Genomic DNA, 24,048 nt, shown 5'->3' on the forward strand with positions numbered 1-24,048 from the left:
CGTCATAGTCATATATACTACAATAGTATATTAATGCTATATTCCCAATTCTACTTGAAAAACGCCTCCCCAACGGCTCGACGCTCCCTCTAAAGCATAAATTCCCTCTTTTGTATGATAATTCACGTTCAATTGAAGTTTAATTCGGTGTGCATGAAGGTATTTCGTAAGCCCCAGTTCCACCACTTCTGTTTCCTGTTGTAAGGACCGTATGTTTCTTCCTGGTTCCAGCCACGAATAACGTCCGGCGATTTCATAGTTGTTCTTAAACAGGTAAGATAACTGTTGATTCAGACCCTGACCATTAAACACATATTGCATATCACCTTCTTCATTGTAGAGGAAGACATGATCTACATTCCTTTTAAGATATTCTATCTGATAGGCCCAACCGTTATATTTAAAAATAGCATCTGTAAAATAGGTCCCTAGCGTTACAGGTGAGTAAAGATAAAATCCAATTTGACCACCACTTCTAGTAGTACCAACATTTCTACTATAACCACCACCTACCGCTAATTTCGGTCTTTCCTCTCTCATCAAGTCACCTTCTGAATAATCTCCATCGTCTTTAAAATCGCCAAATGGCAGAAATTCCAAGCGACCGGTATATGCCAGTCCTTCATCAGTATTATTTGCCACCCTTCCTTCCCCAGTGGTAATAGCACCTTTTACATGATATACAGCGTCACCAATTAAGCCTTTATAATATGCTTTAACACCAAAATCACGGTCAATATTCATCGCCGCATTTACTATCGAACGATCCGCGAACTGTAGCTGACCGGATGAATTAACGCGCTGTCTATTTCCTGGAAGCTTATTTAATCCAAATGCCACATAAAAATTCGGCGTGAAGTTGTAAAAGACAACAGCATCTCTTACTATGTTAGCTACGCCCGTATCATCAAAATCTTGATCGCCACGTGTAAACGCAAGTTGGATGGTGTAAGAAAATTTCGGCGAATATAAATAACCATCCACCCGCATGCGCAAACGTCTCACGCGTGCATCAAATTCCCGTATAGCTAGTCCATCACCTTCGGTAGTATATGCGCCCAAGCGATTCTGCATTCTAAACCGGAAATTCATATAGATAGTTGAATCCGCCGATTTAAACTGTAAACCTTTAAAGTTCTTTAGCGTCGCAAATTCGTCCCGTTCCCGCTGCCCGAAAGCCTTTTTTGTAAAAAGAAAAAAAAAGACTAAACAAACATAACCTATTAATCGTGTTGATTTCATCATAAACTTAAATAACGGTTACGAAAATATAGACAATATGTTAAGTTAATATTAACTTAACATTAATGATTTTATTGTTTACAACGATCTAACATTAACGCAATACAGTTTTCATATTACGAATAGTTTCTGCAGTTGCCCATAAATCACAACAGCCCGCTGTAAAACAAATAATTAAATTACATAATAGCAGAATCGCCACTATCGAGTATATCTATTTTCCCCGCGTCAGGCAAAAAGCCCATTTTAGAAAATTTGCTCCAACTCAACGATACCAAGCATAGATGTTATGGATCGTAACTTTGCGACAACAGTCCAAACTAAAAAACAGCGCATTGAAAAACTGAGATGTAATATGAGATTACCAGCTTTAGATTGCTATTATAAACACTGTTTTGTTTGATGTAACGAAACCCTTGCAAAAAATGACATGAAGTGCGGAAAGCTTGAAAAATTTTTGTAACTCCTGATAAAAAAATAGCGAATATTACCTTTATAAAAGTTATTTTAGCAGATATTTTAATGAATCAACCAAATACTTGAGATGATAAAAAAAGCTTTATTATTAGGTGTCTTAATATTTTCTTTGCAGCAAGCCGTTGCGCAAAAAATATTTGTGTGGTGCCCTCCTTCGGCAGAATTAACCCCTAATAACGATAAATTAAAAGGACTAAATATCAATATAGTGCTTTCCGATGCTAGAATAATAACAGACAGTACGCGTGTCGAATGTAGTTCACAAGACTTATTAGACATCGTGGCCAATACAATCGTTACCAATTACCCTGCTGCTATAATTAATATCCTAGATACAAATCAGTACCGCGCAGAGGCTCAAAAGGAAAAAATCACAGTACGTATAGGTGTATCAGCTTACCATTCTGCTTCTGGCAACGATGTGTCTACCGCAATAGGCAATGCCGGAGGAAATTTCAATTGGGGTGCATTACCGAAAAATAAATGGAACTCCGTGGCAGGTTTTCATGTAGTTATAGAAGACTATCGAACAAACGAGCTCAAAACACTCACAAGAGATATTGCGAACATTGTTTCAAGACCCAATATAGGTGGTGCGCTAACAGCAAAAAAGGCCCTTTTCGAGGCCTACAAAGAAGCCCATCGAGAATTGCTCTATTTCATTGAAAGTATCTTCTAAGTGACGATGTATTTAATATTAAGCCAAGCTACCAATGGTAGCTTTTTTTTATCAATATTATTATCTCAAAAAATACTAATATCAAATGAAAGATTTTAAAAAATACTATATCATACCGGCACCGCCAGAAGAGGTATATTTAGCGCTTACCAAGGAACAAGCTATTCGTTTGTGGACTGGAGAAGAAGCGATTATGAGCACCGATGAGGGGAGTGAATTTTCTTTATGGGACGGTAGCATAAGTGGCCGAAACATCCGTTTTTCTCAAGATAAAGTCATTGTACAGCAATGGTATTTTGGAGAACAACAAGAAGATTCTATCGTTACAATAAAATTGCATCCACATAAAAAAGGAACTTCACTGGAGCTGACGCACACGAACATACCCGTCGGGGACCACGGTGACATCGCCCACGGATGGGACCGGGTCTATATGGCCTCCCTGGCCGGTTTCTTTTCCGCGGGGGAATGAGGGGCCCCTGCCCCGGGGGGAGGGAACGTCAGGGTACCGGGGGCCCGTTAACGCAAAAAGCCCCGCTGCAGTGCAGCGGGGCTGTGAAAATGGGCACCGACCTACTCTCCCACGTGTTACCGCAGTACCATCGGCTCTGGCGGGCTTAACTGCTCTGTTCGGGATGGAAAGAGGTGGACACCGCCGATATAGGCACCTGAATACCTTATATAGACATATACCGGAAGAAAAAAATACGGGAAGACAACAGCCCTGTTCCCTGCTTGAGAAAGCTTCGGGCTATTAGTACGGCTCGGCTATGGTATCTCTACCTTTACACCTGCCGCCTATCGACGTAGTAGTCTGCTACGGCCCTGTAAGGAAGTCTCATCTCGCGGCTAGTTTCGCACTTAGATGCTTTCAGCGCTTATCTATTCCCAGCATAGCTACTCTGCGGTACACCTGGCGGCATAACAGATTCACCAGCGGCTGGTCCAACCCGGTCCTCTCGTACTAAGGTCAGCCCCGCTCAAACTTCCAACGCCCACAACAGATAGGGACCGAACTGTCTCGCGACGTTCTGAACCCAGCTCGCGTGCCACTTTAATCGGCGAACAGCCGAACCCTTGGGACCTTCTCCAGCCCCAGGATGTGACGAGCCGACATCGAGGTGCCAAACCTCCCCGTCGATATGAGCTCTTGGGGGAGATCAGCCTGTTATCCCCAGAGTACCTTTTATCCTTTGAGCGATGGCCCTTCCATGCAGAACCACCGGATCACTATGTCCGTCTTTCGACCCTGTTCGACCTGTATGTCCCACAGTCAAGCAAGCTTTTGCCATTGCACTCCGCGTACGGTTACCAAGCGTACTGAGCTTACCTTTGAAAGCCTCCGTTACCTTTTTGGAGGCGACCACCCCAGTCAAACTACCCACCAAACAATGTCTCCGCAAATAGCGGATTAGGAACCGGATACAGAAAGGGCGGTATTTCAAGGGCGATTCCGCGCATCCTGGCGAACGCGCTTCAATATCTCCCGCCTATCCTACACATCCTGCACCCAGTACCAATGTTAAGCTATAGTGAAGGTTCATGGGGTCTTTCCGTCCCGTTGCGGGTAACCGGCGTCTTCACCGATACCACAATTTCACCGAGCTCATGGCCGAGACAGCGCCCAGATCGTTACACCATTCGTGCAGGTCGGAACTTACCCGACAAGGAATTTCGCTACCTTAGGACCGTTATAGTTACGGCCGCCGTTTACCGGGGCTTCGATTCAATGCTTCACCCGAAGGTTGACATCCCCTCTTAACCTTCCGGCACCGGGCAGGTGTCAGGCCTTATACGTCATCTTTCGATTTGGCAAAGCCATATGTTTTTGTTAAACAGTCGCCTGGGCCTTTTCACTGCGGCTTCTCAATCGCTTGAGGAAGCGCCCCTTCTCCCGAAGTTACAGGGCCATTTTGCCGAGTTCCTTAGCCATGATTCACTCGAGCACCTTAGGATTCTCTCCTCGACCACCTGTGTCGGTTTGCGGTACGGGTCTTTATAACCTGGAGCTTAGCGGGTTTTCTCGGAAGTCTGATTACCTGCGCTATCGGCGCCCCCGAAGGTTTGCCGTACTATCGGCCTTCAGCAGTACCGGCGGATTTGCCTGCCGGTCCTGTACCTAAAGCCTTCAACGCACTATTCCGTCAGTGCGCGGCAGTGTCACTGCTCCGTCACCACATCGCAGTTATAAAGAGTACCGGAATGTTAACCGGTTGTCCATCCACTTCCCCTTTCGGGTTTCGCGTTAGGTCCCGACTGACCCTGATCCGATTAGCGTTGATCAGGAAACCTTGGTCTTTCGGTGGGCGGGTTTCTCGCCCGCCTTATCGTTACTTATGCCTACATTTGCTTTTCCATCAGGTCCACGGCGCATCGCCGCTCCGCTTCGCCCCCGATGGAATGCTCCCCTACCGATATATTCATATATCCCACTGCTTCGGTGGTGTGCTTGATGCCCGTTTATTATCCACGCCCGGCCGCTCGACTAGTGAGCTGTTACGCACTCTTTAAATGAATGGCTGCTTCCAAGCCAACATCCTAGCTGTCTGGGCAACCGGACCTCGTTAGTTCAACTTAGCACACACTTGGGGACCTTAGCAGGTGGTCTGGGTTCTTTCCCTCTCGGCCCCGGACCTTAGCACCCGGAGCCTCACTGCAGACCATATCTGAACAGTATTCGGAGTTCGTCTGGATTTGGTAGGATGTGACTCCCCCGCACCCAATCGGTAGCTCTACCTCTGTCAGACTACATGTCCACGCTGTTCCTAAAAACATTTCGGGGAGTACGAGCTATTTCCCAGTTTGATTAGCCTTTCACCCCTACCCACAGGTCATCCGGAAACTTTTCAACGTTTATCGGTTCGGTCCTCCAGTACGTGTTACCGCACCTTCAACCTGCCCATGGGTAGATCACAAGGTTTCGCGTCTACCTCCACTGACTCTGCGCCCTGTTCAGACTCGCTTTCGCTTCGGCTGCGTGGCTTAACCACTTAACCTTGCCAGTGAAGAGTAACTCGTAGGCTCATTATGCAAAAGGCACGCCGTCACCGGACCTGCCGGCTCCGACCGCTTGTAAGCACACGGTTTCAGGTTCTGTTTCACTCCCCTGTTCGGGGTTCTTTTCACCTTTCCCTCACGGTACTGGTTCACTATCGGTCTCTCAGGAGTATTTAGCCTTGGCGGATGGTGCCGCCGGATTCCCACAGGGCGTCTCCGACCCCGCGGTACTCAGGATCCCGCTAGGTCAATCTCCATTACGTGTACGCAGCTCTCATGCTCTACGGCAGGCCTTCCCAGACCTTTCCACTTCTTCGGATTGTACCACGTCGCGGTCCTACAACCCCGCTGCTGCCGTAACAGCAACGGTTTGGGCTCTTTCCCTTTCGCTCGCCACTACTCAGGAAATCATTGTTATTTTCTCTTCCTGCGCCTACTTAGATGTTTCAGTTCAGCGCGTTCGCGTTATATACGGCATGTCTTCAACATGCCAGGTTTCCCCATTCGGAAATCACCGGATCGGCTCTTATTTGCAGATCCCCGGCGCTTATCGCAGCTTATCACGTCCTTCTTCGCCTCTGAGAGCCTAGGCATCCCCCGTGTGCCCTTTCTTACTTTCTTCTCCCGGCAGCCTTTTGCGCCTGCCGGGATGCCTTTGTCCGGGCCGTGCACCAAAGGCACGGCCCTGCTGTTGTCTTCTCTCGTGTTTTTTTTCTTCCAATATGTCAAAGAACTTCTATCCCGGTACAATCACCGGAAATCGTGGAGAATAACGGATTCGAACCGTTGACCCCCTGCGTGCAAGGCAGGTGCTCTAGCCAGCTGAGCTAATCCCCCGTCTGGTAGTCCCGAGCAGATTTGAACTGCTGACCCCTACATTATCAGTGTAGTGCTCTAACCAACTGAGCTACGGGACTGCACTCTTCTTCTCTTCTGCTCCGGTACCCCGGTAGGGGAGGGTACTGCTTCCTCTTTCCTAATTCTGTTCTGTATCTTCAAAAGAAATCTTCATGGCGCAGCGGGTGCACCGGCGGGCACTCCAGAAAGGAGGTATTCCAGCCGCACCTTCCGGTACGGCTACCTTGTTACGACTTAGCCCCAATTACCGGTTTTACCCTAACACGCTCCTGTACGGTTACATGCTTCAGGTACCCCCAGCTTTCATGGCTTGACGGGCGGTGTGTACAAGGCCCGGGAACGTATTCACCGCGTCATTACTGATACGCGATTACTAGCGAATCCAACTTCACGGGGTCGAGTTGCAGACCCCGATCCGAACTGTGACCGGCTTTCCGAGATTGGCATGACCTTGCGGTCTAGCGGCCCTCTGTACCGGCCATTGTAGCACGTGTGTAGCCCCGGACGTAAGGGCCATGATGACTTGACGTCGTCCCCGCCTTCCTCACTGTTTGCACAGGCAGTCTGGATAGAGTCCCCACCTTTAAATGCTGGCAACTATCCACAGGGGTTGCGCTCGTTGCGGGACTTAACCCAACACCTCACGGCACGAGCTGACGACAGCCATGCAGCACCTAGTTTCGCGCCCCGAAGGGAATGACCATCTCTGGCCACGCCGCTAACTTTCAAGCCCGGGTAAGGTTCCTCGCGTATCATCGAATTAAACCACATGCTCCTCCGCTTGTGCGGGCCCCCGTCAATTCCTTTGAGTTTCACCCTTGCGGGCGTACTCCCCAGGTGGAACACTTAACGCTTTCGCTTGGACGCCGACTGTCTATCGCCGACATCGAGTGTTCATCGTTTAGGGCGTGGACTACCAGGGTATCTAATCCTGTTCGATCCCCACGCTTTCGTGCCTCAGCGTCAATCATACCTTAGTAAGCTGCCTTCGCAATCGGTGTTCTGTGGCATATCTATGCATTTCACCGCTACTTGCCACATTCCGCCTACCTCAAGTACATTCAAGCACGCCAGTATCAAAGGCACTGCGATGGTTGAGCCACCGTCTTTCACCCCTGACTTAGCATGCCGCCTACGCACCCTTTAAACCCAATAATTCCGGATAACGCTCGGATCCTCCGTATTACCGCGGCTGCTGGCACGGAGTTAGCCGATCCTTATTCTTACGGTACATTCAGCCCTTTACACGTAAAGGGGGTTATTCCCGTACAAAAGCAGTTTACAACCCGTAGGGCCGTCTTCCTGCACGCGGCATGGCTGGTTCAGAGTTGCCTCCATTGACCAATATCCCTTACTGCTGCCTCCCGTAGGAGTCTGGTCCGTGTCTCAGTACCAGTGTGGGGGATTCTCCTCTCAGAGCCCCTAGACATCGTCGCCTTGGTGGGCCGTTACCCCGCCAACCAGCTAATGTCACGCGAGCCCATCCATTCCCTATCAATATTTCACCGTAGCACCATGCGGTGAAACGGTCGTATGCGGTGTTAATCCGGATTTCTCCGGGCTATCCCCCTGGAATGGGCAGGTTGCTCACGCGTTACGCACCCGTGCGCCACTCTCACCGAAGGTAGCAAGCTACCCCCGGATCCCGTCCGACTTGCATGTATTAGGCCTGCCGCTAGCGTTCATCCTGAGCCAGGATCAAACTCTCCATTGTATAATGAATGTTCGCGATCCGGACCCTCTCCTCTGTAGCGAGGCGGCCCCGATCTTTTCTTGTCTTCCGACCCGACCGGTGCGAACCCCGCTGCGCTACATGAATCATTTCTCTTCTATTAAAGAACTCTTACGCCCCCGCTTCGCGCTTCGGCTTCCGCTGTATCCTTCGGCTATCAAAGCCCCAGGTACATCAATCCCCCTTCCGGGGCTGCAAAGGTAGAAAACTTTTCCGTACCCGCAAAATATTTTTTCTGTTTTTTTCCCGGCCCGGCCCACAGGGGAAAACTCCCCAAAAAACACCCCAAGACCCCGGAAACCTCAAAAAACAACCGCATCCCTTCGTTTGCGGAGTGCAAAGATACGCACTTATGCCGTACCGCCAAATACTTCCCCACTTTTTTTTGACCCAGATCCGCAAAACACTGTAAATCAAATAAATTATTTTTTCACCGTAACCAAGGAACGCTCCCGTCACCCGAAGGGACATATGCCGGTAAGCCCTCCGAACCCTGTCAAATCCACACCATATTCCCATCCAATAAGGAGTTAGCAATGGGTTAACAAAGGTTTAACAAAGGGTTGATAAAGGTATTACCTCTGTTAACCCTCTGTAAACGCTCTATGAATACACCATTAATCCTTTCTTTTTAGGGAATTTAATGGAGAATTGGTACAGACTTAAATAAACTTCAACTAAAAACAAACACCTTTTTACACCTTTTGTTTTCATCAAAACACAATAACCCCTCAAAAAATAGCTTTATGGTTGATCATTTAGGAAATTTATCAGAAAAAATGCCCTATTGGGTGTGGAACACACTGCTTGTAGTATTCTCGATTTGTATAGGCATTTTTATCAAATCGATCCTCGTTCCTGTAGTCAAACGCCAATCTCAAAAAACGTATTCTTATTCTATCATTAGATCGATCATAAAAAATTTCAACAAGATCTTTACTTTTTTTATCCCGTTATTGGTTTTTAGCTCTATGCTTCCATTAATGAAATTCAATCAAACAACGCACACTATAGTTTCTAGAATCACCGAGATAGCTATTAGTATATGTTTTGCAATAATTGTTATACGTATATTATACGTATTTGAAGATTACCTCTATCATCGTTTTGACATCACTAAAGAAAACAATCTTAGGGAAAGAAAAATTCGTACACAGATTGTTTTCATCCGAAAACTATTAATTACATTAATCATATTAATCACTACGGCGATTATTCTTCTAAGTTTCGAAAACATGCGTAAAATCGGCGCTGGGCTTTTAACTGGTGTTGGTATTGGCGGTATCATCATCGGTTTCGCCGCTCAAAAATCATTAGGAAATTTACTCGCAGGCTTTCAAATTGCATTCACACAACCTATTCGGGTGGATGACGTTTTAATTGTAGAGGGGGAATGGGGCAAAGTAGAGGAAATCAATTTGACCTATGTCGTGGTAGCCATTTGGGATAAGCGAAGACTCGTCCTGCCTATTAATTATTTTATAGAAAAACCTTTTCAAAACTGGACACGAACTACCGCAGAAATTCTAGGCACAGTCTTTATATATATAGATTTTACGATTCCTGTTGGAAGTTTACGACAGAAATTAAGCGAATTGCTACATGGGCACCACCTGTGGGACGGTAAGGTAAATGTATTACAGGTAACCGATCTAAAAGAACGGACAATGGAAATTAGGTGTCTAATGAGTTGTCGGAATTCAGGAAATGCTTTTGATTTAAGATGTTACGTACGTGAAGAAATGATTGCTTTTATCAAAGAACATTATCCAGACAGCCTAGCAAAAACACGAATAAGTTTAGACCATGACCAGTAAAAAGTCGGGATAATATTACCCGACTTTCCATGATGCCTTACTTTCCTAAGCATGCTGCCCTTCATGCTTACCTTCCGCGAACTCTTCTACTATCTTAGCATTAAATGCAGGAAGATCGTCGGGAGTTCTACTGGTCACTAATCCTTCATCAGTAACCACCTCACTATCTTCCCAATCCGCTCCGGCATTGATAAGATCCTTTTTAATAGCCGCCACTGAGGTGAGTCGTCTTCCTTCAACAACTTCAGCATCAATCAACACTTGCGGACCATGACAAATCGCTGCAACCGGTTTTCCCGCTTCAAAAAAAGCTTTCACAAAATTAATAGCGTCATTATTTGTACGAAGTTTATCTGGATTTATCACCCCTCCGGGAATCAATAAACCATCATAATCGACTGCAGAAGCGTCGTTCAGATTTATATCAACCTTATAATCGCCTTTCCATTCATCTCCCGCTTTTGCTCTTACCGTGTCTTTCTTAGGGGATACAAGATGCACCGTTGCTCCAGCGTCCTCCAGTGCCTGTCTAGGATTGGACAGCTCCACCTCTTCAAAGCCATCTTCTGTCAAAATGGCAATTTTCCTTTCACTTAATGTTCCCATAATTATTTCGTTTTTTTATAAACAATGTTATCATGGTACCATTTTAACTCCTGTTTTGTTTCGATAAAACGCAAACTTTACATTATATTAACAGCAGGATCTGGATATTAGTGCCAGGATTCAACTAGGTTGTAATGGCACGGTTTTTTACACCATTATATTTAATATTGTAAATAACAACCAACAAGACCAATTTAACATTTAACAAATTCAACACGAATATTGTTGTAAAACCATTAGCTCATTGTATCAAACGATCCTTAACCCTAGCACCAATGAAAAAAAATCACCTCTTTACAATGCTAATTTTACTCTTAATAATTATTGGTTGTAATCAGAACAATAAAAAGAAAGCATTACCTCCAATAGACTCTTTACAAAATAAGGCTTTAGAAGAATGGAATAGAACCATCCCCGGCAATTTTAGTGGACAAACAGATCTGAACTTTGACAGTACCGCACTCACTGCTTTTTTTAATAGTCATCCTGACTTCAAGATTTACGAAGACAATATTAGAACATTTTATAACAATCGCTCTTACAACCATGCTTGGTTCGATCATAATGGATTAATTGAGCAGGCCGGCAATTTGGCCGACAGGATGCTCAACCTACAAAATGAAGGTATTAATCAAAAATTGCCCTATGATCAAACGTTAGACTCACTATTATCAAAATACGATCATCAGCAACAAAAAGATATCTTAGATCTCGAGCTAATGCTTACTGCCCAATATTTTGCTTTTGCTCACTTCGCATGGCAAGGTCTTGATACGACGATTAGTAAAGCAAATGATTGGTTTGTTCCGAGAAAAAAGGTCGCTTATGAGCTTTACCTTGACAGCATGTTAAAACAACCTCTAAATAAAAGAGGTGCTTCTATAGAACCGGTCTATCGCCAGTATGAACAGTTACGAACTTACCTTCTTCAATATAGGCAGTTAGATGCCGTTACGGACTGGCCGATAATTACCTCCGATAAGAAGTCCTATAAAATAGGTGACAGTGCGATTGCGATCGGCGCAATCAAAAAAAGACTTCACAAACTCCAGGACTATACGGGTGATACCACAACAAACATATTTGATTCCGTTTTATTTAAAGCTGTAAGAAACTTTCAGGGGAGACATGGCCTGGAAAATGACGGAGCAATCGGCCCCAGCACAATGGCAGCATTGAATGTGTCCATTCAAGAACGGATAAAACAAATCATTGTAAACATGGAGCGTAGCCGCTGGCTTCCCGTTAGTCTAAAAACAGACTATCTCGCCGTTAATATACCCGAATTTAAACTACATGTATATAATGCCGACAGTCTTCTTTGGAGTTGCAATGTCGTTGTAGGAAAAGCAGTCCATAAAACAGTCATTTTTCATGGAGATATCAAATATGTAGTTTTCAGTCCATACTGGAACGTACCGCCAAGTATCGTCAGAAACGAAATCTTGCCGGGTATACGTAAGGACCCTAAATACATCACTAAACATAATATGGAAATTACCGGTAATAGTGGTGGACTTCCTACAGTTCGTCAAAAGCCAGGACCAAAAAACTCACTTGGATTAGTAAAATTCTTATTCCCGAACAGCTATAACATCTACTTGCATGATAGTCCTGCTAAATCATTATATAACCAGGCATCGCGCGCTTTTAGTCATGGTTGCATTCGCGTGAGTGAGCCTGATAAACTAGCGAATTTTTTACTGAAAAATGATTCGTCCTGGACTAAGGAAACCATTTATCAGGCAATGCATGCGGGTAAAGAAAAGTATGTAACATTAAAGCAACCCGTCCCGGTATACATTGCTTATTTCACTGCTTTTATTGATCGGGAAGGAAAAATTAATTTCCGAGACGACATATACGACAGAGATAGACGTCTGGCTAGTATGCTCATCGCCGAAAAATAAATGTCCTCAATTTCAAATCAATTTCTTAAGAGCTGACATAGGGTTGTCAATTACCGTCAATACCTTTACAGGTAACAAAAATTACTGATCATGGACTTAATAAAAGAATTAAAAAAAGAACTTCAAGAGGAGGCAGCTACTACACGAAAATTCTTCAAACAGTTACCTGAAGACAAATACGATTGGGCTCCGCATGAAAAAAGTATGCCGTTGAAATCATTAGCCACACATATTGCTGAAATTCCCGAGTGGATCGCCATGGCTGTTGATACCAATGAGCTTGATTTAGCAGACGGGTACCACCCAACACCCATTAACAGTAATGAAGATCTCTTAAATTTACTTGAAAAATCCGTAAAAGCAGGATTAGCCTCATTGGACCAAATCGACGACGAGCAGTTTGATGAACGCTGGGCATTGCGTCACGGGGAACAGGTGCTTTGGGATGGCACAAAATACCGGATGGTTCGGCTCGCTTTCAGTCAAACATCACATCATCGGGCGCAACTAGGCGTTTATTTACGCTTACTGAATATTCCAATCCCCGGAAGTTACGGTCCTAGTGCCGATGATAACCATTTTTAACGAAAGTTTTGCGTTACGACAAACCCTAGCTGATGGATGTTTTATCAGTTAGGGTGTATAGCATATACGTCCTAACTAACTATTGATCATAGCCAAAGCTTTTTAGATAATTTTTTTTGCTTCTCCAATTGGCAATCACCTTAACAAAAAGCTCCAGAAAAACCTTTTTCTGTAAAAATTCTTCTATATCCTCTCGAGCATACGTACCAACCTTTTTTATCATCGCACCCCCTTTTCCTATAATGATATTCTTTTGAGAATCCCGTTCAACAATTATTTCAGCACTTATACGTACGATATCTTCCTCCTGTTTAAAAGAGGTAACAATTACCTCCGTGCTATATGGGATTTCTTTCTCATATAATTTAAAGATCTTCTCTCGAATCATTTCCGAAACAAAAAAACGCTCCGTTTTATCAGTTAATTCTTCTTTATCATAATAAGGCGGATGAATGGGAAGATTTTCCAAAACAAACTCAAAAATTGCTTGCACATTATGTCCTAACAGCGCCGAAACAGCGAAAATCGCTTGAGGATTTAACGTCTCCTGCCAATAAGCAATTTTCTTCTTCACATTCTCCTCAGTAGATTTATCAATTTTATTCACCAGCACAGCCACAGGGGAAGATGTTTTTCTAAGTTTCTCTATTACATCTCCCTCGTCATACCGTTCATTTATATCTGTCACAAATAATATAACATCTGCATCAATCAATGAACCTTGAACAAAACTCATCATCGATTCTTGCAAACCATACACTGGTTTGATTACCCCAGGGGTGTCTGAAAAAATGATTTGGTAATCCTCTTCATTAACAATCCCTAAAATTCGATGCCTGGTAGTTTGAGCTTTCGGAGTAACTATAGACATCTTTTCTCCTACTAATGAGTTCATTAGTGTTGATTTACCTGCGTTAGGCTTCCCGATAATGCTAACGAATCCGGCTTTATGTGACATTTTTTTTCAATTTTATTTGCACAGCAAAGAAACAAAATATATCTTTGCACTCCAATCAAACGGAAATAAATATTGTTTTCTCTGCATTGAGAGAAGGATTTTGAAAATACATTGCGGGGTGGAGCAGTTGGTAGCTCGTCGGGCTCATAACCCGAAGGTCATCAGTTCGAGTCTGGTCCCCGCTACTACAAGCCGGTCAAAAAAATTGATCGGCTTTTTTTATACTGCACCTACCAAAAAAAGATTTACAAAAATTTGATCAACCAGATCGTCGTTGACCAGACCAATTCCGTCAATGAAAATGAATAGGAGAAAAAAAGATATACAATTTCCTGTTAAACCCACCTCATCCACACATTAGGTTCACGTTAGCCCAGCGAGCACGAAGCATTATCCGTCAGGTTATTATCACACCTTTAATACGAGAAGGGTATTGGTCAAGAATTGAAATTTAGTTTTAATGTTCAACAGATTTTTTCTATTTTCCCTTCGCTACACCAAAAGAAAACGAAATGGGAACCATTATCATTGCAACGGATTTTTCCAATGCTGCCAGCAACGCAACTCGTTATGCCGCGGCCTTAGGAGAACATCTACAGATTAAAAACCTTATTTTGTATCATTCTTACCACCATATGATCCTTAAGGACAATATCTCGCAAGAAAAAGGTTTACTTCATCAGTTAAAGAATAAATCGCTTTTAAATTTAGAACAACAAAGGTCGTCTGTACAAAATAAGATTCCTTCCAGTATTTCCATTCAATTAATAACCGATGAACTTCCGCTTGTTAAAGGGGTCGATAGGATTGCACAAAAGCAACAGGCAAAACTAGTCATCGTCGGGACAACAGGCAAAAGTAAAATTGAAAAAATGTTTATAGGCAGTAATGCAGCGAGTTTAGCACGAGACTCCTCGATACCACTTCTTTTAGTACCTGAAGATGCCATTTTTAAAGCTTTTGAAAAAGCGGTTTACGCCTGTGACCTTATCAAGGTAGACAAAATGACTCCTGTAGACACGCTCTTCAATATCGTAAAAAAATGGCGGTTGAAACTGCTTATTCTTCACGTCTCGCATCCAAATGCAACATTTAGTCCGAATTTCATAACAGAGCAATATCATTTACATGAATTGATGGATGAATTACATCCGGAATATCATTTTATTGAAAACAAAAATATTGTACTAGGCATCATGCAATTTGCAGACGATAAGGCTGCAGATTTAGTGATAGCATCTCCCAAACCACATAGTTTTATCGAAAGCTTATTTCACCGCAGCACAACCAAGAAATTAGCCGTGCACGCTAATTTACCATTGATGATTTTACGATCATCATAACATCTACATAATTAATTTAGTTGCTAATAAAACTTTTACCACGCACAATATCAATCCTTATCGTTAACTTTGCTCGCAAAATATATCAAATATTCTGTCAGAAACCTGCCAGATTAATTTATAATACAAAAATAATGTCTAATATTATCGCTATCGTTGGCCGGCCGAATGTCGGCAAATCCACTCTTTATAACCGTTTAACTGAAAGTCGAAAAGCTATTGTTGACGATTTTAGTGGGGTAACGCGTGACAGGCATTACGGACAGGCGGAATGGACAGATAAAACATTTACGGTGATTGACACAGGGGGCTATGTGCACGGATCTGACGACGTTTTTGAAGTTGCCATTCGTGAGCAGGTCCTCATTGCTATTGAAGAGGCTACGGTCATTTTGTTTATGGTAGATGTAACCGTAGGTATTACCGATCTTGATGATGACATTGCGGATTTATTACGTCGATCTAAAAAACCCGTATTTGTAGTGGTCAACAAAGTCGACCACCATCAATTACATAATGAAGCTTCTGTTTTTTATAGCTTTGGTCTAGGTGAAATTTATAATATATCATCTATGACTGGTTCCGGAACTGGTGAATTGCTGGATGAAGTTATCAAACATTTTGACGAAATCACCGATGAGGATAGTACCTTGCCAAGGTATACGATAGTTGGTAGGCCAAACGTTGGTAAGTCATCATTAATAAATGCACTTATTGGAAAAGAGCGTAATATAGTAACTCCTATTGCGGGCACCACGCGTGATTCCATACAAATCCATTACAATCAATTTGGTCATGAGTTTATGCTGATTGATACTGCAGGATTACGTAGGAAAACAAAAGTAAAAGAAAATATTGAATTCTATTCTGTCATGCGCACCATCAAAGCACTGGAAGAAGCAGATGTGGTTATCTTAATGATAGATGCATTGGAAGGGATAGAGTCGCAAGACATCAATATTTTTCACTTAGCTGAGAAAAATAAGAAAGGAGTCGTTCTTTTAGTAAACAAATGGGACTTAATCGAAAAGGATCATAAATCGACGAAGAAATTTGAAGATCTTATTCGTGAAAAAACCGCTCCATTTGTAGATTATCCCATTATTTTCACATCGGTAACCGAGAAGCAACGTATTTTCAAAGCGATAGAAGCAGCCTCAAAGGTATATGAAAATAAATTCAAAAAAATAGCTACCTCGAAACTTAATGATATTATGTTGCCCATCATTGAGAATTATCCTCCACCTGCCACAAAAGGGAAATACATTAAGATAAAGTACATCACACAGATAACCGGACGCTCACCTATGTTCGCATTTTTCTGTAATCTCCCCCAATATATCAAAGATCCTTATAAAAGGTTTATTGAAAACAAACTGCGCGAGCATTTTGATTTTGAAGGGGTACCTGTACAAATATTTTTCAGGCAGAAGTAATAAGCTAGCTTTACTCCCTTTTTATCTTATTCTTTCGAATTATTTTTATCTTTACAAAAGAGACGCAACCAATTTAACCATCGTTGCTGGGGTAATAACATAAGTTGTATAAATGGCTTATGGAATAATATGATGGACTGCATATGCCTAATCTGGTAACAATTAAAGATATAGCTCGAGCGCTTAATATATCGGTATCAACCGTTTCACGCGCACTTAGAGATACGTACGATGTGAGCCTGGAAACAAAAAGCAAGGTACATGCGATGGCTAGCGAACTTCAGTACAAGCCAAATTTCAATGCTACAGGTCTAGCTAATGGCAAAACGCATAATATTGGCATTATCATTCCATTTATCACCAATTATTACTTTTCAACGGTCATAACCGGTATTCAGGAAGCAGCTTATAAAAGCAACTACAACATTATCCTTTACGTCACCAATGATTCGGCTGAGCGAGAAGTTTGCATTACACAAGAGTTGTCCATTGCTAGCCTAGATGGACTACTTGTTTCGTCTTGCTGTGACACAGGAGATCATTTCCACAAACATCTTTTACAAGGTATGCCCATTGTTTTTTTTGACCGTGTAATCGATAGTATAGAAGCTTCCAAGGTTATGCAGGATGATTATAATGGTGCTTACCAAGCTACAGCACATCTTATAGAACAAGGCTATACAAAAATTGCACATATCACGGGGCCAAAAGGGCAGGCGCTTACAAGCAGAAGGCTCAAAGGCTATCTTGACGCCATGAAACGTTTTTGTCTCCCTATAAAAGAAGAATGGGTCGTACATTCTGGCTTTTCTCAAAATTTTGGTGAAGCAGATACTTTAGGGTTATTGCAATTACCCAAAAACAGTATACCCAACGCCATATTCGCTGTTAATGACCGAAAAGCAGTTGGAGCAACGCTGGCTTTAAAAAAGAAAAACATTGCTATCGGTCGAAAAATAGGAGTTATCGGCTTTACCGATGACCCCATATCATCTCTGCTATCACCCACTATCAGCACCATTGCAGAGCCCGCTTTTGACATTGGTTATACCAGTTGTGAACTCTTACTTCAACATATCTACAAAAAAAATAAAATACGTGAAGAAATTACACTTTCAGGTGAACTGATAATAAGAGAATCAACCCAGCGAAATTATCTAGTGAACAAACGCTCTCACTTACCGTCATCAAGCCTTTAAGTAACTATCGCGATAATAATGCTGCTGATGAACTATCCAGATAAAATCTACAATGATCATGCTGTTGTAAAATGCTTGCAGGAAACCGATTACTTACTTCATTTTCCAAACTATTCTTAACAGCCTGTGCTTTTCGTCCGTCAGGTACTGAACAAATTATATGGTCTGATTTAAGGATTTGTTGTATTGACATACTAATGGCCTGCAATGGTACTTCTTCCAAATTATTGAACCATCCCTCTCCCAACTGCTGTTCACGACATTGCTTATCTAAGTCTACCAATAAATATGGTTCTTCGGTATCAAAATCTGCTGGCGGATCATTAAAAGCTAAATGCCCATTTTCGCCAATTCCAACTAAAGCAACATCAATCGGATGTTGACGGATCAAATCCCCAAGGCGAGCACGCTCTTCTTCCGGATCCGCTTCTCCATTAATAAGGTAGGCAGCAGCCAGCTCAGGCACCTGATCAATAAACCTTTCCTTTAGATATTTTCTAAAACTTGCCGGGTGATTTATTGACATCCCTATATATTCATCTAAATGGAACATAATTACTTTTCTCCAATCGATTTCTTCCTTTACAAGTTGTTTTATCGTTTCAAACTGACTGGTTCCGGTGGCTAAAATAATATGGGCCTTTCCTTTCTCGTTAATTGACTTTGTAATTATTTCTGCTGCTGCTGCTCCTGCTGCTTTTCCTAATTCAATAGGATTTTCTAAAGTGAAAATATTCATAACTGTTAGTTTTATTCGCTTAAATTTCAAACTTTAACACCTGTTGTCCCCCCCTTCTCTAGGGATAAGTCGACCGATTTGTTTTTCTGCCATTTTCCTCCTGTAAAATCCGGCACTTCGATCGGTCGGCTTTTATTCGCTACCGACCATTCGCTTAAAGGACCAATGGCACTCCATGAGGCCGCATCGTAAACATCCATATCCATCGGCAAGCCATTCCGCAGGCAATCCACCAGTCGCCAATCCATCATGAAATCCATCCCTCCATGCCCTCCTAGATGCTTGGCCAAGTCACCAATTTTTTTTACAATTGCCGGTGTATATTCCGCCTCTATTTCGCGCATTTCCTCATCACTTAACCAGCCTTCATGGCTAACCGCAATTTTGCCAGGCAAGGGATACTTCTGAGCTGTGGCTTTTGTTCCACTTAATAAATGGATACGAGAGTACGGTCGAGGGGAGGAAACATCGTGTTGTACCATGATGGTACGTCCTTTATTTGTACGGATCGTGCTTGTATTCATATTTCCTCGAAAATGCTGACGTCTATATGCTTCAAATGCCGTATTTTTCTCCGCTTCTTCTGCCGCTCGCGGCGCTAACATAAAGTCGTTCGACGACATAGACACCATGTATTCGAGCTTATCTCCCCTGTTGATACCCATGGCCTGACAAATTGGTCCAAAACCATGCGTAGGGTATAAATTGCCATTTCTTTCGGCATTCTCCTTTAACCGCCAAAAATCCCAACGTTTATCTTGATCAAAAAAACTTTCGAGTATATCATGTATGTACGCCCCCTCCCCGTGTACCAATTCACCAAAGAAACCTTTTTGTGCCATATTGAGTGTTAATAACTCAAAGAAATCGTAGCAACAATTCTCTAACATGACGCAATGTTTCCTTGTTTTTTCAGAGGTTTCTACCAATTGCCAACAATCTTCCATCGTGGTTGCCGCCGGTATCTCCACGGCTACATGCTTGCCTTGCCTCATAGCGTACAGGGCGATGGGTGTATGTAATGCCCAGTGCGTACAGATGTATACCAAATCGATTTTTGGACTATCACAGACCTCTTTCCAAGCTTCAGCACCACTGCTATAAAATTGCGGATCATGTCCAAGACCCTTGATACGCGCTTTGGCAGCGTTAACTTTTTCGGGTTGGACATCACATAGTGCATTGATCGCGACACCGTCCAAATAACTTATCCGTTCTACGGCCGCCCCACCCCTATTTCCCAAGCCGATAAACCCCACACGAACAGTTTCAATCTTAGGAGCAGCATATCCGCTCATATTAAATTGCTGTTCATATTTTTTCTGGCTGGCTTCCCATGTATGCGTCAACGTTCCTTTTTCTGCTGACGTTTGTTTGCCGTCTGCACAGGACAAAAGACTCGTGCTACCCACCATATGGATGCCAGCGATCCCTGTAAACTTTAAAAAATCCCTACGATTGCTCTTCATATTTATTTTATAATTATCGGGTATCATACCTAAAGATTTTATTTTTAAGCTTTTTGGATACGCCGCGCCAGCTGTAACGATCGCTCTGCTCACGCCACAAGTTTGCTTATGCGTATCCAAAGCTGCCCCCGAACTTCCAACAGGTTTTGTGACCGCTGCAGACACGACCTTGGAGAAGGCAGCGGAGCGCGTCCGGATCCAGACGTGGAGCAACGGGCGCAAAACCAATTTTGTTAAAAGTGAAATCCCTGTATCATACCCTAAGATTTATTTTATGTTCGTGTTACTTCTTTTTTCATCAATTGTCCATAAAAGGTATTCAATTTTTCGCTAACGAAAAGGTTGCCGCAAGAGAAAGAGAACCAGGGACAGATTCACTCTGTCCAATAAATCCTTTGTATTTCCTTATTCAGCTTTTGACAATAACTGGCTACTTCTTTCTCGAACTCCCTCTTTCCGCTGTTTCCCAGAACACTCCCGGACATGCTTCTGGCATTAAGAAAATGTACTTTAGCTGTACTTAAAGCGGTCATTAATGATACATTGCCCCATTTTAAAATTCCGGGAAGATGAACAGCCATATTATAAAAATCGATTCCGGTGCGCCCGTCAAACTGATAACTATAGGGGCAATGATAAAGCGCCAGCGATCCCACCGGATGCTTTATAGAAAAAATCAACGCAGCTATAGCCGTTTCCCGATGAGCTTCAATTGCACTTATTTTTCCTCCTTTTTGATATATCCAGGACATCATAGCCTCTAAATCCCGTACCCATTCGCCCATCACCGTTCTTCCTAACCACAACGCGGATCTGGATAAGGTGTGAAATGGAGGTAATTGACCGTCAATCTTTTTTGCTTCGAAAGAATACTGTTCTCCTGTCCCCCACACATCCATAAGGATAACATGTTCACCATTATCTATGGCTTTTCGCACGGCTTCTAAGGCTATACTATCTTTACCATTCGTATGGATAAATATGCGATAAAGCTGTGAAGTCTCTTTCGGTCGTTTCCATAAGAAAGGAATATGCTGTTTTTGTTGGGTAAGCAAAGCACGTTTCCACCAGCCATCTTCCTCACCGAATGCCAGTATTTCATTCGCTAGGCTCCCTTCATTTTTCCCTAGAATGGCTAACAGTTGGTTCTCCTTATCTTGTACGGAAAAAGATGCAGACGTCAATAAAGAATCTTTTAATGCTTCTCCTCGTTCCCGGCAAAAGGAGGCAGTGGTCATGACGTTATTATCCCGATCCTTTGCCCCAAAAGTTGCCAAATCTGTTGCATCCATTGGTTCGATCTTCATCTCTTGCCTTTGCTCTTCTGTTCCTTTTAATTCCCTATCAAACCAATTTAGCATAGCTAATCGCATTTCAGGCCAATAACCGTGACCGGTATCAAAAAGCACGTAATTTAATTTCTCCTCGCTGTTCACTGCTGCAAATAATTGCTTTGCGTGATCAAAAGTCCGTAACATTTCCGAAGGGAGAAATGCCGGATTCGTATCCTTTGTAGCATTGAATATATTCAATGCTCGTGGTGCAACTAGACCAAGTACTCCTGATTCCTCAGTAAAAGTCAAACCTTCCGGCAGCAATTCGCAAACGCAATTACTATTCATTACATACGATTGGAACGTACCCACGCTCACTACCGGAATAGCGGCTTTTATCCTTTCATCCAAGGCGGCCAACCACATCACTTGATTACCACCCCCACTGGCACCTGTGGCGCCTATACGATTAACATCAACCTCCGGTAGAGTACTTAACAAATCAACTGCCCTGATATTATCGGTCAGTTGCACCCCCAATAACGTCTCCCCCACATTCAATAAGGAAGCACCCAAATTAGCGCCATGGTACTCTTGGATACCGGCTTCACTGCACCGCTCTCCGGCACCCCAGGCATCGAGCGTTAAAGCTACATATCCTGCTTGCACGAGCGACTGCGCTACGGACTGGAAGATTTCGGAACGCCGTGCATCCGGCCAATGGCCATGTGTCACCACAACTGCTGGGAAAGGCCCTTCCCCCACTGGCAGATAGAGGTTTGCGGTTGCGTAAATCCCCGGTCTGCTTTGGAAGTAGATGTTCTTGATTACATAATCTTTTTGTCGAATAGTTCGTGTTACCCGCACATCAACAGGTAGCTCAGGATACAATTTCATCCCCGACTTATCGATGATCAATTGCTTCAGTCGTTCGCGTTGTTCTTGCCAATCAACTGGCCGATAGGTACGCTGCCAGTCTTCAAAAGCTGCCGCAGCTAACCCGCGATAATGCGCGGCTATAAAGTCTTTTTTTGGAACGGCACCGCTCAAAACTTTCGGCAGACGATTTGGCTCTTCCACCGCAAAACAGGAGATCATCATGCAGATCATGAGCGTTATCTTAACATGTATTATAAACATCATACAAAAATTATGCAGTGTTAATCGACATCCCACCATACACGAGTCGCCGCGTTATCTGGCCCGCCTAACAATCGCCTTCCTTCCTCCAGAGCTTCGCCATTCGTTGAAGCTTCTACAGAAGAATAAGGCAGCCGGTTAATAAACGTTCCCACAGGCAAATCTCCGTTGTCCGACTGCAATAAGGGATACATTTCCGGATAACCTGTGCGACGAAACTCCGCCCAAGCCTCCACACCATCAGGGAATAACGCTATCCATTTCTGTGTGGCAATCTGCGCACGCTGTGTAGATTCCGTGTTTGTCCAACGTATCGGCGTATTGGCCACTGCTGGAGAATTCGCTTCGTCTTCCGGTGGAATCGGTAAGGCATCGCTCCGGATATACGTTTGGATAGTCTCCTCGTCAGTCACGCCCCATTGTTGCAGACTCAATGCAACACCTTCTTCATAATATTCCTGCGCTGTCCCTCCTCCCATATTCCAACCATTTAATGCACCTTCAGCACGTAGAAAATAAGCTTCCGCCGCGGCCATTACTTCCTGCCTAGCTTCCAGGTGAGCCACCCAAGCAGTTCCTTCGGTATTCCGCTCTACCCACTTGGCACCGATATTCGACGTTTGATTCGGTCGGTTTCCCGGGGAATTAATAGCGGTTGCCGAAGAACCATTTCTTAAACCTTTAAATTCTCGCGTTGCTACCGCTGGCTGGAAATATATTGCTAAACGGGGATCTTGATAACCTTTCAAGTAAGATGCTACCGTTGAGCTCATACTAAATTCATTATTGGCAGCATTAAACGCCAGTCCATTTCCATCATCACCATTCAATGAGCGCGCTATGCTCGCGTTTTCTTCATTGCTCATCATTACACCGCTTGCTACCGCTGCCTCAGCTTCTTGCTGGGCCCTCCCTGGATCTACCTTAGAAATACGCATAGCCATTCTTAACCGGAGGGTATTGGCAAAACTTATCCACTTCGCCACATCTCCTCCATATAGGAGATCTTGATTACCAAAAACGTTACTTACATCTCCGTTTTTTAGGTTAACAACTGCCGAGTCCAATCGTTTAAACAGATCGTCGTAAATAGCCTCCTGCGGATCATAGGGAATACTGCTTTCTGCTGTACCAGCGTTAAAATAAGGGACCGGACCAAATTGATCGGTATAGCGGTGAAAAGCATATGCCATCATAATATTGGCTAATGCATGTTCTCCGGAAGAAGCTTCAGTGTTATCAAAAATCGCCTGTAACTGCGGAACGGTCATCACGTAAGTCACAATACCGGGTCGCGACAGCCAGGTATCGTTCAACGCATAACGATCGGTAGTAAAGCTTGTTGTTGTCAGCGCATAATATTGCGCATATAAGTCAGGCATTAAAATCGATATGGTTTGATAGTAAGGCCTATTAATAGTTGATGCTGATTGCGCCTGGGAGAACATGAATGGCAGTTCCCGGGCACCAGCCTCTGTCAACTTTGATGGGTTGGTATTAATTTCTTCGAAATCACCGGTGCATGCTGCTGCCCATAACAAGCCTATCGACAATATATAGCTATAATAACGTTTCATTTTCTTGAAA

General features: G+C 43.4%; 16 protein-coding genes, 3 tRNA genes and 3 rRNA genes. 9 read left to right on the forward strand and 13 right to left on the reverse strand.

Going from position 1 to position 24,048, the window contains the following annotated elements; genetic code table 11:
- Positions 1-36: 36 nt before the first annotated feature.
- The gene (locus tag H8S90_RS01790; RefSeq protein WP_255501765.1) at positions 37-1,245 is read right to left on the reverse strand and encodes a porin; all 1,209 of its coding nucleotides are present in this window, start codon (positions 1,243-1,245) and stop codon (positions 37-39) included.
- Positions 1,246-1,786: 541 nt separating this feature from the next.
- On the opposite strand from H8S90_RS01790, the gene H8S90_RS01795 reads away from it, so the two are divergent.
- Together H8S90_RS01795 and H8S90_RS01800 are read left to right on the forward strand one after the other, a co-directional pair.
- Positions 1,787-2,398 (forward strand): hypothetical protein, encoded by a 612-nt coding sequence (locus H8S90_RS01795; protein ID WP_187340922.1) that lies wholly within the window; start codon positions 1,787-1,789, stop codon positions 2,396-2,398.
- 85 nt (positions 2,399-2,483) lie between these two features.
- Positions 2,484-2,870, forward strand: coding sequence for an SRPBCC domain-containing protein (locus H8S90_RS01800; protein ID WP_187340923.1), 387 nt, complete (start codon positions 2,484-2,486; stop codon positions 2,868-2,870).
- Positions 2,871-2,958: 88 nt separating this feature from the next.
- Here H8S90_RS01800 and rrf read toward each other — a convergent pair.
- The 6 genes from rrf to H8S90_RS01830 all read right to left on the reverse strand — a co-directional run bounded on the left by rrf (position 2,959) and on the right by H8S90_RS01830 (position 8,364).
- Positions 2,959-3,070: ribosomal RNA gene (gene rrf, locus H8S90_RS01805) — 5S ribosomal RNA — on the reverse strand.
- Positions 3,071-3,133: 63 nt separating this feature from the next.
- A 23S ribosomal RNA gene (locus H8S90_RS01810) occupies positions 3,134-6,016 on the reverse strand.
- A gap of 142 nt (positions 6,017-6,158) precedes the next feature.
- A tRNA-Ala gene (locus H8S90_RS01815) sits at positions 6,159-6,232 on the reverse strand.
- A 3-nt stretch (positions 6,233-6,235) separates the two neighbouring features.
- Positions 6,236-6,312, reverse strand: a tRNA-Ile gene (locus H8S90_RS01820).
- Between the two features lie 126 nt (positions 6,313-6,438).
- Positions 6,439-7,967 (reverse strand): 16S ribosomal RNA (locus H8S90_RS01825).
- Together the 16S, 23S and 5S rRNA genes with 2 tRNA genes alongside form the textbook arrangement of a ribosomal RNA operon.
- 175 nt (positions 7,968-8,142) lie before the next feature.
- Positions 8,143-8,364, reverse strand: coding sequence for a hypothetical protein (locus H8S90_RS01830; protein WP_187340924.1), 222 nt, complete (start codon positions 8,362-8,364; stop codon positions 8,143-8,145).
- Between the two features lie 604 nt (positions 8,365-8,968).
- On the opposite strand from H8S90_RS01830, the gene H8S90_RS01835 reads away from it, so the two are divergent.
- Complete coding sequence (locus tag H8S90_RS01835; RefSeq protein WP_255501766.1) at positions 8,969-9,802, forward strand: mechanosensitive ion channel family protein; 834 nt, start codon at positions 8,969-8,971, stop codon at positions 9,800-9,802.
- 45 nt (positions 9,803-9,847) lie between these two features.
- On the opposite strand, the gene H8S90_RS01840 is transcribed toward H8S90_RS01835, so the two are convergent.
- The gene (locus tag H8S90_RS01840) at positions 9,848-10,408 is read right to left on the reverse strand and encodes a type 1 glutamine amidotransferase domain-containing protein (protein WP_187340926.1); all 561 of its coding nucleotides are present in this window, start codon (positions 10,406-10,408) and stop codon (positions 9,848-9,850) included.
- Positions 10,409-10,683: 275 nt separating this feature from the next.
- Between H8S90_RS01840 and H8S90_RS01845 the strand changes: the two genes are divergently transcribed.
- A complete protein-coding gene (locus H8S90_RS01845) occupies positions 10,684-12,318 on the forward strand; it encodes a murein L,D-transpeptidase (RefSeq protein WP_187340927.1) in 1,635 nt (544 codons plus the stop codon).
- Positions 12,319-12,408: 90 nt separating this feature from the next.
- Positions 12,409-12,903, forward strand: a complete 495-nt coding sequence (locus H8S90_RS01850; protein ID WP_187340928.1) for a DinB family protein — start codon at positions 12,409-12,411, stop codon at positions 12,901-12,903.
- Positions 12,904-12,982: 79 nt separating this feature from the next.
- Here H8S90_RS01850 and era read toward each other — a convergent pair whose 3' ends face one another.
- Positions 12,983-13,861, reverse strand: coding sequence for a GTPase Era (era, locus tag H8S90_RS01855; RefSeq protein WP_187340929.1), 879 nt, complete (start codon positions 13,859-13,861; stop codon positions 12,983-12,985).
- A gap of 112 nt (positions 13,862-13,973) precedes the next feature.
- Here era and H8S90_RS01860 point away from each other — a divergent pair.
- From H8S90_RS01860 to H8S90_RS01875, 4 genes are all read left to right on the forward strand, one after another.
- Positions 13,974-14,046, forward strand: a tRNA-Met gene (locus tag H8S90_RS01860).
- Positions 14,047-14,373: 327 nt separating this feature from the next.
- Positions 14,374-15,204 (forward strand): universal stress protein, encoded by an 831-nt coding sequence (locus H8S90_RS01865; protein WP_187340930.1) that lies wholly within the window; start codon positions 14,374-14,376, stop codon positions 15,202-15,204.
- 134 nt (positions 15,205-15,338) lie between these two features.
- The gene (der, locus tag H8S90_RS01870) at positions 15,339-16,640 is read left to right on the forward strand and encodes a ribosome biogenesis GTPase Der (RefSeq protein WP_187340931.1); all 1,302 of its coding nucleotides are present in this window, start codon (positions 15,339-15,341) and stop codon (positions 16,638-16,640) included.
- Between the two features lie 143 nt (positions 16,641-16,783).
- Positions 16,784-17,839 carry a LacI family DNA-binding transcriptional regulator gene (locus H8S90_RS01875; RefSeq protein ID WP_187340932.1) on the forward strand — a complete coding sequence of 352 codons (1,056 nt, stop codon included), beginning with the start codon at positions 16,784-16,786 and terminating at the stop codon, positions 17,837-17,839.
- Between the two features lie 4 nt (positions 17,840-17,843).
- Here H8S90_RS01875 and H8S90_RS01880 read toward each other — a convergent pair whose 3' ends face one another.
- From H8S90_RS01880 to H8S90_RS01895, 4 genes are all read right to left on the reverse strand, one after another.
- Positions 17,844-18,578 (reverse strand): glucosamine-6-phosphate deaminase, encoded by a 735-nt coding sequence (locus H8S90_RS01880; RefSeq protein ID WP_187340933.1) that lies wholly within the window; start codon positions 18,576-18,578, stop codon positions 17,844-17,846.
- A 26-nt stretch (positions 18,579-18,604) separates the two neighbouring features.
- Positions 18,605-20,047, reverse strand: coding sequence for a Gfo/Idh/MocA family protein (locus H8S90_RS01885; RefSeq protein WP_187342868.1), 1,443 nt, complete (start codon positions 20,045-20,047; stop codon positions 18,605-18,607).
- Positions 20,048-20,421: 374 nt separating this feature from the next.
- Positions 20,422-22,464, reverse strand: coding sequence for a S9 family peptidase (locus tag H8S90_RS01890; protein ID WP_187340934.1), 2,043 nt, complete (start codon positions 22,462-22,464; stop codon positions 20,422-20,424).
- Between the two features lie 17 nt (positions 22,465-22,481).
- Positions 22,482-24,038 (reverse strand): SusD/RagB family nutrient-binding outer membrane lipoprotein, encoded by a 1,557-nt coding sequence (locus H8S90_RS01895; protein ID WP_187340935.1) that lies wholly within the window; start codon positions 24,036-24,038, stop codon positions 22,482-22,484.
- Between the last annotated feature and the right edge of the window lie 10 nt (positions 24,039-24,048).

This window comes from Olivibacter sp. SDN3 (assembly GCF_014334135.1).
In the GTDB taxonomy this organism is placed as follows: domain Bacteria; phylum Bacteroidota; class Bacteroidia; order Sphingobacteriales; family Sphingobacteriaceae; genus Olivibacter.